16 protein-coding genes are annotated in these 15,000 nt (G+C 71.4%); 10 read left to right on the top strand and 6 right to left on the bottom strand.

Annotated elements, in window-relative coordinates; all coding sequences use genetic code 11:
- Nucleotides 1-165: 165 nt before the first annotated feature.
- The gene (locus ACFYZS_RS06790; RefSeq protein ID WP_389007522.1) at nucleotides 166-927 is read right to left on the bottom strand and encodes a maleylpyruvate isomerase family mycothiol-dependent enzyme; all 762 of its coding nucleotides are present in this window, start codon (nucleotides 925-927) and stop codon (nucleotides 166-168) included.
- A 203-nt stretch (nucleotides 928-1,130) separates the two neighbouring features.
- Here ACFYZS_RS06790 and ACFYZS_RS06785 point away from each other — a divergent pair, with 203 nt between their 5' ends.
- Nucleotides 1,131-2,357, top strand: a complete 1,227-nt coding sequence (locus tag ACFYZS_RS06785) for an MFS transporter (protein WP_389007521.1) — start codon at nucleotides 1,131-1,133, stop codon at nucleotides 2,355-2,357.
- 158 nt (nucleotides 2,358-2,515) lie between these two features.
- Nucleotides 2,516-3,043: a WhiB family transcriptional regulator gene (locus tag ACFYZS_RS06780; RefSeq protein WP_389007520.1), complete on the top strand. Its 528-nt coding sequence runs from the start codon at nucleotides 2,516-2,518 to the stop codon at nucleotides 3,041-3,043.
- An 81-nt stretch (nucleotides 3,044-3,124) separates the two neighbouring features.
- On the opposite strand, the gene ACFYZS_RS06775 is transcribed toward ACFYZS_RS06780, so the two are convergent.
- A complete protein-coding gene (locus ACFYZS_RS06775) occupies nucleotides 3,125-4,840 on the bottom strand; it encodes a multicopper oxidase family protein (protein ID WP_389007519.1) in 1,716 nt (571 codons plus the stop codon).
- Between the two features lie 386 nt (nucleotides 4,841-5,226).
- On the opposite strand from ACFYZS_RS06775, the gene ACFYZS_RS06770 reads away from it, so the two are divergent.
- Nucleotides 5,227-5,877, top strand: a complete 651-nt coding sequence (locus tag ACFYZS_RS06770; protein ID WP_389007518.1) for a hypothetical protein — start codon at nucleotides 5,227-5,229, stop codon at nucleotides 5,875-5,877.
- Nucleotides 5,878-5,997: 120 nt separating this feature from the next.
- Here the strand turns inward: ACFYZS_RS06770 and ACFYZS_RS06765 are convergent, their stop codons facing one another.
- Nucleotides 5,998-6,513 (bottom strand): PadR family transcriptional regulator, encoded by a 516-nt coding sequence (locus tag ACFYZS_RS06765; RefSeq protein ID WP_389007517.1) that lies wholly within the window; start codon nucleotides 6,511-6,513, stop codon nucleotides 5,998-6,000.
- Between the two features lie 96 nt (nucleotides 6,514-6,609).
- Here ACFYZS_RS06765 and ACFYZS_RS06760 point away from each other — a divergent pair, with 96 nt between their 5' ends.
- The gene (locus ACFYZS_RS06760) at nucleotides 6,610-6,993 is read left to right on the top strand and encodes a hypothetical protein (RefSeq protein ID WP_389007516.1); all 384 of its coding nucleotides are present in this window, start codon (nucleotides 6,610-6,612) and stop codon (nucleotides 6,991-6,993) included.
- A 21-nt stretch (nucleotides 6,994-7,014) separates the two neighbouring features.
- Here ACFYZS_RS06760 and ACFYZS_RS06755 read toward each other — a convergent pair whose 3' ends face one another.
- Entirely contained in the window at nucleotides 7,015-7,860 is an 846-nt protein-coding gene (locus ACFYZS_RS06755; RefSeq protein WP_389007514.1) for an alpha/beta fold hydrolase, read from the bottom strand.
- A gap of 185 nt (nucleotides 7,861-8,045) precedes the next feature.
- Between ACFYZS_RS06755 and ACFYZS_RS06750 the strand changes: the two genes are divergently transcribed.
- From ACFYZS_RS06750 to ACFYZS_RS06735, 4 genes are all read left to right on the top strand, one after another.
- Nucleotides 8,046-8,687 carry a TetR/AcrR family transcriptional regulator gene (locus ACFYZS_RS06750; protein ID WP_389007513.1) on the top strand — a complete coding sequence of 214 codons (642 nt, stop codon included), beginning with the start codon at nucleotides 8,046-8,048 and terminating at the stop codon, nucleotides 8,685-8,687.
- Nucleotides 8,688-8,839: 152 nt separating this feature from the next.
- A complete protein-coding gene (locus ACFYZS_RS06745; RefSeq protein WP_389007512.1) occupies nucleotides 8,840-9,076 on the top strand; it encodes a hypothetical protein in 237 nt (78 codons plus the stop codon).
- 64 nt (nucleotides 9,077-9,140) lie between these two features.
- A complete protein-coding gene (locus ACFYZS_RS06740) occupies nucleotides 9,141-10,652 on the top strand; it encodes a class I adenylate-forming enzyme family protein (protein WP_389007510.1) in 1,512 nt (503 codons plus the stop codon).
- A 74-nt stretch (nucleotides 10,653-10,726) separates the two neighbouring features.
- Complete coding sequence (locus ACFYZS_RS06735) at nucleotides 10,727-10,921, top strand: antitoxin (RefSeq protein WP_389007509.1); 195 nt, start codon at nucleotides 10,727-10,729, stop codon at nucleotides 10,919-10,921.
- Between the two features lie 129 nt (nucleotides 10,922-11,050).
- Here ACFYZS_RS06735 and ACFYZS_RS06730 read toward each other — a convergent pair whose 3' ends face one another.
- Nucleotides 11,051-11,800 (bottom strand): dienelactone hydrolase family protein, encoded by a 750-nt coding sequence (locus ACFYZS_RS06730; RefSeq protein WP_389007507.1) that lies wholly within the window; start codon nucleotides 11,798-11,800, stop codon nucleotides 11,051-11,053.
- A gap of 98 nt (nucleotides 11,801-11,898) precedes the next feature.
- On the opposite strand from ACFYZS_RS06730, the gene ACFYZS_RS06725 reads away from it, so the two are divergent.
- Nucleotides 11,899-12,780 carry a helix-turn-helix domain-containing protein gene (locus ACFYZS_RS06725; protein ID WP_389007506.1) on the top strand — a complete coding sequence of 294 codons (882 nt, stop codon included), beginning with the start codon at nucleotides 11,899-11,901 and terminating at the stop codon, nucleotides 12,778-12,780.
- 166 nt (nucleotides 12,781-12,946) lie between these two features.
- The gene (locus ACFYZS_RS06720; RefSeq protein ID WP_267501343.1) at nucleotides 12,947-13,069 is read left to right on the top strand and encodes a hypothetical protein; all 123 of its coding nucleotides are present in this window, start codon (nucleotides 12,947-12,949) and stop codon (nucleotides 13,067-13,069) included.
- A 109-nt stretch (nucleotides 13,070-13,178) separates the two neighbouring features.
- On the opposite strand, the gene ACFYZS_RS06715 is transcribed toward ACFYZS_RS06720, so the two are convergent.
- Complete coding sequence (locus ACFYZS_RS06715; protein ID WP_389007504.1) at nucleotides 13,179-14,870, bottom strand: PKD domain-containing protein; 1,692 nt, start codon at nucleotides 14,868-14,870, stop codon at nucleotides 13,179-13,181.
- Nucleotides 14,871-15,000 lie beyond the last annotated feature (130 nt).

The raw sequence follows: 15,000 nt of genomic DNA, 5'->3' as shown, positions 1-15,000 counted from the left end.
AGTCATCGATGACACCGGCGTCTTCAACGACAAACTCCGCGAGTGGGAGGACTACTACAACTACCACCGCCCCCATGGCTCCCTCGGCGGCCAAAAAAACACCCTACGAACGCCTCAAGCAGAAGGCCCAGACCCCGGTGTAATCGAGCTGCGGCAGTTGCACACCTAGAAGGCCGAGTGGGTGAACCAATGGGTGATCAGGTCCTGGTCGCCGAGGAGGTGGAACGCGTTGCTCTGGCGGTCCGAGCGGCCGTACAGCAGCAGGAGCAGGTCCTCGGCGGTGCCGCGTACGGTGGCGTCCGCCGCACGGGTCTCGGCCTGGTCGGCCACCAGCGCGAAGCCGTCGGGGCGCAGGCCGACCAGCCAGTCGCCTTCGCCGTCCGTGCAGCTGAAGCGAATCGCACGGTCGGGGGCCCGCAGCTGGGCGGTCAGCGGCGCGAAGGGGGACGCGAACGGCAGGTTGGTGAGGAACTCGTCGATGCCGTCGACCGCCAGTGCGCGGTCGATGTGCGGGGAGATCCCGAGCGCGAGCTCCGCGTCGGCCCGGTGGACGAGGGTCTCGAAGAGCATGCGCCGGACCCAGAACCGGGCGTGCTGGTCGACTCCCCAGGCCCACATCGGCGCGTCCAGGTCGGTGGCGGCGAACACCTCGGCGGCCTCCGCGGCGCTCGCGGCCAGCCAGTCCGGGAGGCCTTCGCGGTCCTCCGGCAGGCGCAGGTCCACGTCGCGGCTGGTCGGCGGCTGCTGGACGCGCCGACGGAGCAGCTCGGTGAACCAGCGGTGGACGCTGCCCACGTGCTGCGTGAGGTCGGCGAGGGTCCAGCCGGGGCAGGTCGGCACGGGGGTGGAGAGGTCCGCCGCCTTGACCGTGGCGACGAATGCGGCTGCCTCGGCGGCGACGGCCGCTCCGTGCTGGGCGGGGTTCATGTGGGGGCCCTTCGTCTGGTGGTGCTGCCCGGCGGTGCGGATGCTTGAGGACGTATATGATTTAGATACTTAAGTAATGGTGAAGGTAATTCTCGAGCCCCGCGGATGTCAACTTCCGGCCCCCGCGTCCGCCCCGACGCCGCCTGCTAGAATGATCACGTTGGCCTTCGGCGCCCCTGCGGGTGTGTCCGGAGGCTTTTTTCATGCCTTCTTCCCCTGCCGAACCCACCGCTCCGCCCACCGCCCTGCCCACCAGCCCGCCCCTCACTGCGCCGGCCACCGGCTACCGCTCCCTGCTCCGCAACCGCGAGTTCGCCGGCCTGTACGCAGGTTTCACCCTGACCGTCGCCGCGAGCACCCTGTCGGGCTTCGCGCTCGGCACGCTCGTCCACCACCAGACCGCGTCACCGTTCCTGACCGCCGTGAGCATGTACGGCGCCACGTTCGCGACGGTGCTCGGCGCCCTGACGCTCATGTCGGTCGCCGACGGGAGCCGGCCGCGCCGGACCCTGGTCACCCTCCAGTGCGCCGCACTGGCGGGCGTCGCCGCGCAAGCGGTTCCGGGGCTGCCGCTGCCCGCCCGGTTCGCCCTCCTCCTGGTACTGGGCTTCTTCCAGGCCCTCGGCACCGGAACGCGGATGGGACTGCTCGCGGAAGTGGTGCCGACCTCGACGTACGCACTGGCCCGTTCGCTGATGAACATCACCTCGGGCGGCACGGCCGTCCTCGGCTTCGCCCTCGGCGCCGTACTGCTGCGTCACCTGAGCCCGCAGCAGGTCTTCGCCGTCGCCGCCGTGCTGACCGGACTCGGCCTGGCAGCCGTCGCGGCGACGGTCAGGGAACGGTCCATCCGGCTGACCCGGCGACCCGGGCTGCGCCGGACCTGGACGACGAACATCGAGCTCTTCTCGCAGAAGGGCCGCCGGAGGCTCCTGCTGAACCTGTGGGTCCCCAACGGCCTGATCGTCGGATGCGAGGCCCTGTTCATCTCCTACGCGCCCGAGCACGCGGGCGGCCTCCTGGCCGCGGGATCCGCCGGCATGCTCCTGGGGGACCTGGCGGTCGGGCGGCTGCTCACCGCCGCCCGGCGGCACCGCTGCGCGTTCGCCTTGAGGCTGCTGCTCGCGGCCCCGTACCTGCTGTTCGGCTTCGACCCACCCGTGCCGGTGCTGATCGCCGCGGTGTTCGCGTCCGGGGCGGGATTCGCCGCCACCCTGCCGCTCCAGGAGCGGCTTCTCGCGCTGACCCCCGACCCGGTCCGCGGGCAGGTCCAGGGCGTCGAATCCGCCGGCCGCATGGCGTGGCAGGGCATCGGGGCCGCGATCGGTGGCGCCGTCGCGCAGTACCTCACCCCCGGCGACGCGATCGCCGTACTGGCGGCGGTGTCCGTCGCCGTCACCCTCGCCTCTCGGACCCGCTCCACACCCTGACCGCCACCGCTCGTACTCCTCGGCCGTCGACGTCGACGCTCCGTAGCGGAGCGGGAGCCGACGGGCACGAAGGCAAGTGTTCTGAACTCCTCCCGGACATCCGACGTTTCCTCTGTAGGGAGCTTCCCTGAAGTGATCGAACCGATAGGGGATTCACTGTGACACGTCCGGTTGTCCAGCGCGGGCGGAGCGCGATCGAGGCGGGTTCCCCGGCGGTCCTGCCCGGACTGTCCGCACCGGCCTGCCGGAACGCAGACCCGGCCCTGTTCTTCCCGGCGTACGGCGTGCCGTTGAGCGAAATCCAGATCAGGGCGGCCAAGGAGCTGTGCGCCGGCTGCCCGGTGCGCGAGGAGTGTCTCGCGATAGCCGTCCGCTCGGACGAGAGCGACGGCATCTGGGGCGGCACCACACCGCTCGAGCGGCGCCGGATGCGGATGCAGCTGGCCCGGATGGAACAGGGTACGGAGCTGGCCCGGGCCGTGGTCTCGGGGGAGGAGCCGCAGGTGGTCCAGGCCCTGCGGCCCGCCGTGGTGGACAGCCTCTTCCGCATGGGCTGGAACGCGGAACGCGTCGCAGGCGCGCTGCAATTGACGTCGAGCGAGGTCCAGGCGGCCCGGGCGATGGCCGCCAGGTCGCAGGCGTTCCTCGCGTTCATGGAGCGGCACTGCCCCAAGGGCCGGCGCTGAACCGGCTCCGCCGCCCCGCCCCGCCCCGCCCCGCCCCGCCCGCCTGTCCCGTCCGGCCCGCCCGGCCCGCGGCCCGTCCCGTCAGTCGCGGACGATCGTCCAGGGGCGCATCAGGTCGTCGTCCTCGTGTTCGAGGATGTGGCAGTGGTGGACGTACTGCGCGGGGAATTCGGTGCCGCTTCCCGGGATCGACGCGATCGTGTCCGTCGGCGGGTTGAATTCCCGGATGATGATCCTGGTCACCGTCTCCGGATAGGACTTGACCGTGTCCTTGTCGGAATGTGCTTCGTCCGGGTCCGGCGGAATCGGCGGTCCGGTGAGGTAGTTCCCCAGCACCGGCCTGTCCTCCGGTTTGCGGCCGCCGTCGATCCACTTCTCGTACTGCTCCTGGTAGCCCGCCGCATCGATCGGCTGCCGGTTCAACACCTGGAAGTTGACGAGGTGCACGTGCATCGGGTGGGCGTCGTGGTTGGGATTGATGTACTCCCAGATCTCGGTCGAGCCCGCCTTGATGAAGTCTTCGGACGGCTCCATGAACGGCACCGCGTTGAACGTCATGGTGCTGAACAGCTTGTGCTGGTACAGCACCCATTCCCGACGACGGGTGTGCGGTTTCGGCCTGATGGGTTCGACCGCCGGCAGCCGGAGTTCCGTGGGCGCTGTCGACGTGTCGCCGCCTCGGGACAAGGGCTTGGTGACCTTGAAACGCATGATGTCCGAGATTTCCGGGCCGTCGCCGCCCGGGAAGTGGACCGGCGCGTTGTAGTTCGTCAACGTGACGTCGGTGCCGATGGGCATCTTGCCGAAGTCGACGATCAGGTCGTACCGTTCGGCCGGCCCGATCAGGAAGTTCAGCATGCGCAGCGGGGTGCGGAAGCCGCCGTCCGTGCCGATCAGCCAGAACGGCAGCGTGGGCTGCGGCAGCACGTCCACGGGAACGGTGAAGTTGAGCCGCCAGAAACGCTCGTTCGAAGCGTTGAGAATGCGGAGCCGGTAGCGTCGCGGTTCGACGGCCAGGAAGGGGTACGCCTTCCCGTTGACCACCGGGGTGTCCTCGCCCTGCTGCAGGGTCATGGTGTAGGCGAGCGAGCCGTCGGCGTTGAAGGTCCGGTCCTGGAGGATCAGGGGGACCTCGAACTCGCCCTCCGGCAGCCCGAACCGCTTGTCGGCGGGGTCGCGAACGAGGTAGAGGCCGGCAAGACCCGCATAGACGTTGACGCTGGTCATCCCCATGCCGTGGTCGTGATACCAGAGCATGGCCGCGTTCTCGTGGTTGGTGTAGGCGCAGATCGCCTCGTTCGGTTTGACCCGCTTCGGGTCCAGCGTGGTGTAGGCCTCGGCGTGGATGCCGTCCGGGCTGAACGAGTGCAGCGGCATGCCGTCGGACTGCGGCGCCGTGAAACCGCCGTGCTGGTGCACGACGTTCCACACGTTGACGTTCCGGGGGAAGGGCCGGTGGGGCTTGTAGGGCGGCGGAGGGATCGGGGTGAGCTGCGGGTCACCGTTGCGGATTGCGTCGATCACGAACTGGAAGAGATGGGTAGTCGGCAGCTCGTTGCGGTATTTGACGACCGTCGGATGGTCCTTGTTCACGCTGATGGTCGGCCCGAGATAGCCCATGCCGATGGGCTTGCGAGGATCGCGCGGATCGGCGGCCCAGTAACCCCACACGGTCGCCGGCCCGAGATCCCGGTGGAAGCGCCACGAACCCTCGCGCATCGTGATCTCGTAGTAGTCGGCGCCCGGATAGACGGAGGGGTCGGGGACGGCCGTCAGCGGCGTGGGCAGCGGGTCCACGAACTTCGTCAGCGGAGGGGTTTTCGGCACCACGGTGTCCGAGGACCCGTGACCGTGGCCGTCCGCACGCGCCGGTGTCCCCAGCACCCCACGCGAAAGTGTGACCGCACCCCCCATGGCTCAGGCCATGAGGAATCTCCTTCGCCCGACCATCGTCTCCCGCCTTCCCTCGCCTCGTGTGACGCTCCAGGGATACAGAGGCGGTATACGGCGTGGCCCCAGCGCGCCGGTCCGGTCCGGCGAAAGCCACTCAATGGGCAGATTTGGTGGATATTCGCCAGGACGCCGTCGGCGCCCACGAGTGGACCAATTCCCGGCACGGAGTTCCTCGGCTGCCGACACTGACGTGTCGTCATTCATCGAACCCGAGATCGAGGTGGGAACGCATGTCCGATACGTCGCATCGCCGCAGCCCCAAGGGAATCTCCCGGTCGCGCGCCGCCGCCTGCCTCGCAGGCGCCGTGATCGGCCTGGCGGGATCCACCTGTTCCGCGCAGGCCGCGACGCCGCGGGCGGACCCCGTCGTCATCCGCGGTTGTGCCAACGCGTACACGGGGACGGTGCGGCTCCTCACCGAGTTCGACGGCGCGTGCCACTCCTTCGAAACGCCGCTCGAGTGGAACGAGGAAGGCCCGCAGGGACCGGTCGGCCCCGCGGGCCCGGTCGGTCAGACCGGGGCCACCGGCGCTCAGGGACCTGAAGGGCCCCGGGGGCCGGAAGGGCCTCGGGGCCCCGAAGGGCCGCGGGGGCCCCAGGGGCCGACCGGCACCGCGTCGGAGAACATCTACGTCAACGCGGACGGCACCACCGTGGTCGACCCCCCGTCCGATGTGGTCCGGGTGTGGCGCGAGGGGGTCGGCCAGTACGGCTTCACCTTCAACCACAGCATCGCCTACTGCTCGCGCAACGCCACCTTCTTCCGGACGCCGCGCCACTTCACCACGAGTGACGGCGTGGACGGCGACATGGGGATCCAGACCTACGACCTGCAGGGCACGCCGGTGGACAGCGCGTTCGCGTTGACCGTGACCTGCTGACGCTGTCGGGGGCTTCCTCTCCGGGCCCGGCGGCCGGGCCCGGCGTCCACGCGTCGCGGTCCGGCCCGTGCCCGGCCCGTGCCCGTGCCCGGCCCGTGCCCGGCCCGTGCCCGTGCCCGGTCAGTCCGCGAGTGCCGCCCGGGCCTCGGCGATCCACTCGAGGTCCGCCTCGGCGCGGTTGACGGCGAACCGTGCGGTCAGGCTTCGGCCGGGGTGGCCGGCGTAGTCGGCGAGCAGTTCCCGGCACACCACGAGGGTGTGGCGCAGCTCCGCCTCCCACCGGTCGAGCTGTCCCAGCAGATGCCCCGCACTGGTGTGCTGCGCGAAGTGCAGCTGGATCTGCAGTGGTTGGCGGGCGCGCTCGGAGACCGTGTCGAAGCCGTCCAGCCAGCCCCGAAAGGCGTGCAGTCCGGCGTCGGTGGCCGTGTAGACCCGCTTGTCCGGCGCCGATTCCTGGGCGACGTGCCGGACCGTGGCGTGCCCGCGCTCCACCAATTTGGGCAGCTCGGCGTAGATGTGCGACCGCGTGATCGGCCAGAAGTACGCCACCGCAGTGGATGCCCGCGCACCGAGCTCGTAGCCCGAAGCGGGACCGTCGAGCAGCAGGCCCAGCACCAGGTATCCGCCAACTGACATGCCCGTCAGCCTAGTCCGGTCTTGACTGGTTTCGAAACGGCGTCCTACCGTGACGGATACCTATTCAAGACTGGACTAGTCAGGGGTGGAATGGGCATGGCTGTCATGGAACGCCAGCGGGCGATCGCCGACTATGCGGCGGCGTGGAGCGCGGACGGTGCCGAGGCCATCGCGGCGGCCCTCGCCCGCTGCTGGACCGAGGAGAGCACCTACATCGACCCGGTGACCGACACCGTCGTCGGCATCAAGGGCATGGTCGAGCTCATCCTGGGCACGGCGGAGCGGTTTCCCGGGTACGCCCTGCGCGCCACCGGCGGCCTGGACACCCACCACGGCGTCGGCGCGTTCAGCTGGCTGATGACGGCTCCCGAGCCCATGGTCGTCGCGGGCGTGGACTACGGCCGGGAGCTGCCCGGACGCGACTTCGTCGAGTTCACGCCGGACGACCGGATCGCCCGGATCGTGGGCTTCTTCGGCTGAGCGACCGGTTGGCCGCCGGCGTCAGGAGCTCGCCCGGTCCGCGGCGTGGCCGTGGTTCCGGGCGCGGGCGTCGGCGAAGTCCCAGACCACGGGCAGGAGCTGCTCGGGGGTCTCGATCTGGGGCATGTGGCCGGTGCCGCGGAGGAGCTCGAACCGGGCCCCGGGGATCGCGGCCGCGTACGCACGCCCGTACTCGGTGTCCACGACCCGGTCGCTCTCGCCCCAGGCGACGAGGGCCGGGTGCGCGATCTCGGCGAGGCGTGCGCGGAGGGCGGGATCGGCCATGGCGTGCGGGCCCGAGTAGGCCTGCAGGGCGGCGCGGTTGGCGGCGATGGCCGTACGGGCGGCCTCGGGGAGGGCGTCGAGGTCGACGGCGGACTTCGCGGGGTCGTGGAAGGCGAGCCGCGACAGTTCGGCGGGGGAGAGGGAGAGGGCGTCGGCGACGGGGTGTCCGGGGACCTCGATGCCGACGGCGTTGACGAGGATGACGCCGCTGATGCGCGCGCTGCCGAGCAGGGCCAGCTCGGCGGCGATCCAGCCGCCTATGGAGTTGCCGACGACGGTGACGTCCGTGAGGCCGAGTTCGTCGAGCAGGCACGCGTACGCGCGGGCGAGGGCGGGGACGTCGGTCAGCCAATCGGGGCGGGCGGTGCCGGCGAAGCCGGGGTGGACCGGGGTGAAGACCCTGGCCGGGCGCTGTCCGGCGAGCAGTCCGGCGAACGGGGTGACCGTCTGGGGGCCGCCGCCGCCGTGCAGGAGGAGGAAGGGCCGGCCCTGGTCGCCCTGTCGGCCGACCGTGACGTCGAGAGTGGCCTGCCGGGCGCCGGTGGGGACGGAGAGGGTGTGGACGTGGACGGTGCCGGTCATGGGATGTCCTTCGGATGCTGTGGCGGGGGCGGGGGCGGGGGCGGGGGCGGGGGCGGTGCTCGGGCCACGGAGACCTCGGACATCTCCTCACCCTTTCGTGAGAGTTCGCTCTCACGAGACTAGGAGGGTGGCTCTCTTTATGCAAGTGGACTCTCACGATGAGAGCCCAAGATGGTAAAGTGGGGGTGTCAGGACGAGGACGGGACGTACGGATGGCGATGGCGGAGACGGACTCGGGGCGCAGCAACCAGAAGAAGCGCACCCGTACGGCGATCGTCGAGGCCGCCCGCGAGCTCATCGCGACCGGCGGCGAGGTGACCATGCCCGCGATCGCCCGCGCGGCCCTGGTCTCCGACGCCACTGCCTACCGGTACTTCCCCGACCTTCCGTCTTTGATCGGCGAGGCACTGGCCGGTGTCTGGCCCGCGCCCGTCGACGCGCTCCGACCGGTCGAGGGCTCCCGGGACCCCGTCGAACGCATCGCCTTCGCCTGCGAGTTCCTGCTGCGCGGCGTCCTCGCCCGCCAAGGCGCGGTGCGCGCCATGATCGCCGCCACCATCACCCGCCCGGAGGCGGCCTCGGGGCGGCCCGGCATCCGCTTCGGCCTCATCGACGAGGCGCTCGTCCCGCTCCAGGACACCTGGGGGGCGGCGCATCCGGAGGCCTTCGCCCAGCTCAAGCGCGACCTCGCGGTGGTCGTCAGTGCGGAGGCCCTGTTCAGCCTCACCGACCTCTGCGGACTCACCCCCGACGCGGCCATCGCCAGCGCCACCCGTACGGCGAGGACGCTGACCGAGGCTGCCGTCCGCGCGGCCGCACACGGGTAGGAGCCTCCCCGCCGGTACCGGCCGCCGCGCCACCCGGGCGCCGCGGCCATTCGGCTCATCGCCCGTACGGGTCCGCACCGACAGGAAGCCGATCGGCCCCTCCGGACGTGTCTCCGCGCGCGCCACGGGTCCCGGCGTGGAACCGTTTCCGCATGACCGAAGGATCGACACCTCACCTCTCCCCGGCGCGGATCACCGTACTGGGCGTCCAGCCGGGCAACCCGCCCTTTCGCATCGTGGAAGTCGACGGAGAATTCGTCGGCCGGGCGATGTCGATGACGGACGTGCTGCTGGTCGCCGCGGAGGCGGGGACCCCGATCCACGACCTCGACGACCTGGACGAGGTCCGTTGGGTCGGGGGCGGCAAGTTCAACTGGACTCCGCACTAGCTGCCGTCGGGGCCCGACGGGACACTGGCCGGGGCGCGGGACGGGCGCGGAGGCGGTGGGAGCGATGGGCGCGCGGTATGTCGCCGACCTGATCGGTGCGTTCGAGCGGAACGGGGGGCGGCCCGCGATCGGCGCCGGGCCCGTCGTCATGGGGTTCTCCGAAGTTCTGACCGATACGTACCGGCTGGCCAGGGTGCTCGGGGAGCTGGGAGTGGCGCGCGGAACGGGTCTGGCCTGTGTGACGGACGGCAATCGGCCCGAGGCGCTGCTGGTGCGGTTGGCCGCGCACGTCCTGGGCGCGCGGTTGACCCAGGTGGTCGTCGGCCCGGCCACCCACGGCCTGGACTTCATGCTGCGCGACTGCGCACCGGCCCTGGTGGTGCACGACACCCCGGTGCCGGACACCGGGGTGGCGCGCATGGGGTTTGCGGAGTTGACGCGGCTCGCCCGGGCCCGGGACGGCCGGCCCGTGCCCGTGCGGGCGCGTGAGGACGACGTGGCGCGTGTGACGTACACCGGCGGTACGACGGGCAGGCCCAAGGGGGTGGCCTCCACGTTCGCCGCGATGGCGGGCCGCACCGACACGCGGGGCAGCGGCGGAGGCCCTCCCGAGTCGGTCTACCTGTCGGTGACCTCGCTCGCGCAGCGCTCCGGGGGCCGGTGCCTGGAGCACCTGCGCACAGGAGGCCGGGTGGAGATCCTCGGCCCCTTCGGCACGGGGGAATTCGCCGCCGCCTGCCGGCGCCTGGCGCCCGTGTCCACGTACCTGACGCCCCCGATGGTGTACCGGCTGCTGGACGATCCCGCGACGGCCGACGGCGTGCCGGGTCTGGCCCAGGTGTCGTACGGCAACTCGCCGATCCATCCGGAGCGGCTGCGGCAGGCGCTGACGCGCTGGGGTGCGCGGCCGAGGTGGCGGCAGGGCTACGGGATGAACGAGGCAGGCGTGATCTGCAGGCTCTCGCCGGCCGACCACGACGCCGGGGTGGGCGACCGGCCGTACCTCCTGGGGTCCGTCGGCCGCCCCGCGCCCGGTGTGGACGTACAGGTGCGCGATCGGGACGGGGCCGAGCGGCAGCCGGGAAGCACCGGGGAGGTGTGGGTGAGGTCCTCGATGACGATGGCCGGCTACTGGAACCAGCCCGGCCTGACGGCCGAGGTGATGAGGGACGGCTGGCTCAGGACCGGGGACCTCGGCCACTTCGACGCCGACGGGTACCTCTACCTCGACGACCGGGTGAAGGACGTGGTCATGGTGGACGGGGTCAACATCTACTGCGGTCCGGTCGAGGCGGCTCTGACCCGGCATCCCGCGGTGGCCGAGGCGGCGGTGGTGGGCAGGGCCGACGATCTCACCGGCGAGGAGGTGTGCGCCTTCCTGGTGCCCGCGCCGGGTCACGCGCCGAGTGGCGCGGTGGCCGCCGAGGCGTGCCGGCTGGTGGCCGAGGCGCTGGCTCCGGCCCACCGTCCGACCGCCGTCTTCTGGGAGGCGGCCCTCCCGCTGACCGACCGGGGCAAGCCGGACAAGCGGCGGCTGCGGGAACGGGCCGCCGGACAGGCCGCATCGGCCGGGTAGGTCGGGCCGCTCGGGATGCGGATCACGGTGGATCTCGGGATGCTGGATGCGCCAGCATCTCCAAGGAGGCCGTGATGTCGATGCTTGACAAGCTCAAGGGCCTGCTCAAGGGCCATGAGGACGTAGCCCGACAAGGGGTCGAGAAGGCCGGCGACGCCGTCGACGCGAAGACCGGCAACAAGTACCAGAGTCAGGTCGACATGGCCCAGCAGAAGATCAACGAGCAGCTGGGAACGGACAAGCCCCAGGACCGCCCGCCGCAGCCCTAGGGCGTGTCCGCAAAGTCCCGCCTGCCCCGCGGCGGGATCCGCGACGGCCCGGTGCTCCCGCCGGAGCACCGGGCCGTACGGCGCGCGTGCAGCGCCACGGCGCCTTCGCGCCGGGCCCTGTCCGGAAGCTCAGCTGCCGCCCAGGGTGCGGGCCAGGAGGGGGAGCAGACGATCCCAGTGGCGCTGGAGTGCGGAGGGGTCGAAGGCGGCGGTGTCGGACATGGTGAAGCCGTGGACCGTGCCGGGGTAGAGCTCGATGGCGTGGCCGACGCCCGCGGCGTCCAGGGCCCGGCGCAACTCGGTGATCGCCTCGGGCCGCATGTCGTTCTCGGCGAGGCCGAGGTGGACCTCGGCGGTGAGCTTCGGGACGAGACGGTGCGGGCTGTCCGGGGCGTCCGTGACCAAGGGGGCGGGATGGAATCCGGCGACGGCGGCCACCTGGTCGGGGTGGGCCGTTGCCGTACGCATGGCCAGGACGGCGCCCATGCAGTAGCCGATCGCGGCGATCGGTCCGGGGCTCACCTCGGGCCGGGCGGTGAGGAACCTGACGTAGGCATCGGCGTCGCGCAGGGCGCGTTCGGCGGTGTGCGCCTCGATCAGGGGCATCAGCCGGCCGAAGAGCGCGGGCCGGTTCTCCGCCGTGATGTGCTCGGGGAGTTCGATCACCGGTGCCGGGCCGTGCCGGTAGTGGACGTTGGGGACGAGCACGTAGTAGCCGTGGCCGGCCAGTTCGCGGGCCTTCTCCTCCAACTCGGGCCGCAGACCGAAGGCATCCGTGTACAGCAGCACCCCGGGGTGGCGCCCGCCGCCGTCGGGAAAGGCGGCGAAGGCGTCGGCCTGGCCGTCCGTGGTGGGAATCTGTAACGTCGTCGTGGGCATGATGGATCTTCCTTCCCTGGACTGACGCCAGTAGATCACCGGGCGCGGCGCCACAGCCAGCTCCCCGTCGCCACGGGAGGCGGGAGGGGGGTACGCAGGTGGGCGCGAACACGGGTATGGTCACGGGCACGGCGGGCCGGGAAGTCGCGATGACCCGGGTGGGCGGCCGGTGGCGGGTGACCCGCCCGTGGCCTCCCCTGCTGCGCCCCTTCGTGCACAGCTACGCCGGCTACTGGGAGGCGGCGGTCACGCCCTACCGCGTGCGGTTGGTCCCGACGGGCCGAGCGGTCGTGGTGGTCAATCTCGGGGAGCCGTTCACCCAGGTGCGCCGACTGGGACACGACCCGAGCCCGAACAGCCAGGTCACCGGCTCGCTGGTCGCGGGGCTGGAGGACGGACCCCGGGTGTGTGACCATCCGGGTGGACAGGAGGCGATCCGGCTCGAGTTGACCCCGCTGGGCGCCTACCGGCTGTTCGCGCTGCCGATGAGCGAGCTGACCAACCGGGTGGTCGGGCTGTGCGACGTCCTCGGGCCCGAGGCCGCAGTACTGGCGGAGCGGCTGGCGGCCACCACCGACTGGGGAGCCCGGTTCGACCTCCTGGACACCGCGTTGTCGGCCCGTATCGCGCGCGGCCCGGATCCGGCGCCCGAGGTGAGCCACGCCTGGCAGCTCCTCTCCCGCACCGGCGGGGCGATCGCGATCGGCCGGATCGCGGCCGAAGTGGGCTGGAGCCAGGGTCATCTGGTCCGCAGGTTCACCGAACAGGTGGGCCTGACGCCCAAGATGTCCGCTCGCGTGCTGCGCTTCCACCGGGCGGCGAGGCTGCTCACCCGCGAGGGCGTGAATCTGACGGAAGTGACGGAGATCTGTGGCTTCTACGACCAGGCGCACCTCAACCGCGAGTTCCGAGCCCTGGCCGAAACCACTCCCGGCCGGATGGCGGTCACGCGCGTGACGGAGGGAGCGCTCGCCTTGTGAAGCGCGAGGTCAAATTTGTCCAAGCCATGCCGCGCGCGCGTCGATAGTGTCTGCGCTCGTAGTTGATCAGGCACCCGAGCACGGGGAACGGGCAACGGGCAACGGGCAACGGGCGACCGCGACGGGCGACCGCAACGGTGAACCCGGCCCGGAGGAGGAGTACTCGATGGAAGACCTGCTGCGCATCCTCGTGGCCGGCGCGATCTCAGGCGGTTTGATCGGTTTGGCGGGGGCCCTCGGCCGAAACCGCCGCAGGCGTCGCGAGGAAGGCGGATCCGACCGCCGCTGACGCCGGGCGGGCGGGCCGGTGGGTGAGCGGCGGTGCGCGCGTCGGGAGCAGGGGACTCGACGACGGCCGCCGCCCCTCCGGGGGGCGGCGGCCGCGGCGTTCGGGGGCCTCAGTTCCTGTCGTACATGCCGTACAGGTCGACGATCAGGTCGGTCTGCTCCCAGCCCCGGTTCCAGAAGTCGACGACACCGGTGCTGCCGGTGCTCACCTGGACCAGGTTCGCGACGGTGGCGTCCTTCGTCCAGTTCAGGACGGACGAGTCCGGCGGCGTCGGCCGGACCGCCTTGCCGTCGATGTAGTCCTGGAGGGTGTTCGGGTCCGGAGCGACGGAGAGGTGGCCGCTGCCCCGCGGGTTGGTCACCGTCGTGTTGAGTACGAGGGCCTCGAGCGCCCTGCCCGAAGTCCAGACCGACTCGTGGTGGTAGCTCTGGCCGTCGAGCGGCAGGCGGGAGGTCCGCGAGTCGTACATGCGCTGGGGCTCCATCGGCAGGTACGCGGCCTTGCCGTCGGCGCTGTAGTAGCCGGTGACGTCCACGATCACGTCGGCCGGGCTCCAGGCTCCGTTGCGCACGTTGATCCTGCCGTCCGGTCCGACCGGCACGATCACCGAGTTGGCGACCGTCTGCCCGGCGGCGAAGTTCACGCTCGACGTGGACGGCGCCTGCTGGTCGCTCGGGAACACCGTCAGGTGCCCGGCGTCCTTCGGCCCGGTCACCGTGACGTTGAGGGCCACGGCCGTGACCCCCTTGGCCGGCAGCCCGCCCTGGCCGGCGATCTGGACGCCGAAGGTGGCCTGACCGGCGACCTGGCCCGCGGCGGCCGTGCCCAGCCCCTGCCGGGTGTCGACGAGCCGGGACGGCTTGACGGAGGTGTATCCGCCGGCGGCGGAGCGGGTGAAGTAGCCCGTCACGTCGGCGATCAGGTCCACCGAGCCCTCGCTGCGGTTGGCCAGCTCGACGTACCCGTCCTCGCCGACCGGCACGACGGCCAGGTTCGGCACGGTCTGCCCCGCGGCGAAGTTCACGTTCGAGGTGGTCGGCTGCTGCTTGCCGGAGGCGTACGCGATGACGTGCCCGCCGGCCGAGGTGTTGGTGGCCGTGAGGTTCAGGGCCACCGCGGTCACCCCGGCCGGGATGCCGGCGTTGCCGGCGACCTTCACCCGGGTCGTGGCGTAGGGAGCGACGGGACGGCCGGCCGAGGTGCCGGTGCCGGTGCCGTCGCGGGTGTCGAGGAGGCGCGTGGGCGCGTGCGGGGTGAACTCGGAGCCGTCCACGACGACGTCCTTGGTGGTGGTGGAGGTGAGCTTGGTGACGATGTCGGTCGCCGTGATCGTGATCTTGTGGGAGCCGACCTCGGCGTACCTGTGCTTCACGTACACGAGTTCCGCGGCCGGACCGCTCTCGTCGTCCTTGGTGCCGTCGCCCCAGTCGACGTCGTACCGGACATGGCTGTTGGCCAGGTCGGTGGCGACGGAGGTCGCCAGTCCGACGGTGTGCGCGTAGGACGTGGACGTCCCCATGCCCACCTCGAAGTACTCGCTGCGCTGAGCGCGCGCCGCTGCCCTCGGCGCCCCGGCCGGGGCCTTGGCGGCGGCGAGCTTCGCGGCGACGTCCTCGGCGGCGGCCTCCTTGGCGGCCTTCTGGGCCGAGGCGTCCTGGGCCGAGGTGTCCTGCGCGGAAGCGGCCGCGGCGGCCGGCGAGGCGGCGGTCGCCGCCCGCCCGGTACCGGCGGACGGTCCGGCCGCCTGTGCCGTGACGGGTACGAAGCCGACGGCTGCCGCGACGACGGCAGCGGAAATCATGACGCGGTGACGGTGCACCGGCCCCCCAATGTGCTGAATCTGTTCGAAAAGTCCCGGTCAGATTACATGCCCATTCGTCCGTGCCCGATCGGATTTACCCCTGCTGCGCGAGGTGTCGAAGCGCCGTCGG

The organism is Streptomyces sp. NPDC001903, from assembly GCF_042891345.1.
GTDB lineage: Bacteria > Actinomycetota > Actinomycetes > Streptomycetales > Streptomycetaceae > Streptomyces.
Note: the sequence above shows the minus strand (reverse complement) of the source record. Positions and strands in the feature narration are given on the sequence as shown.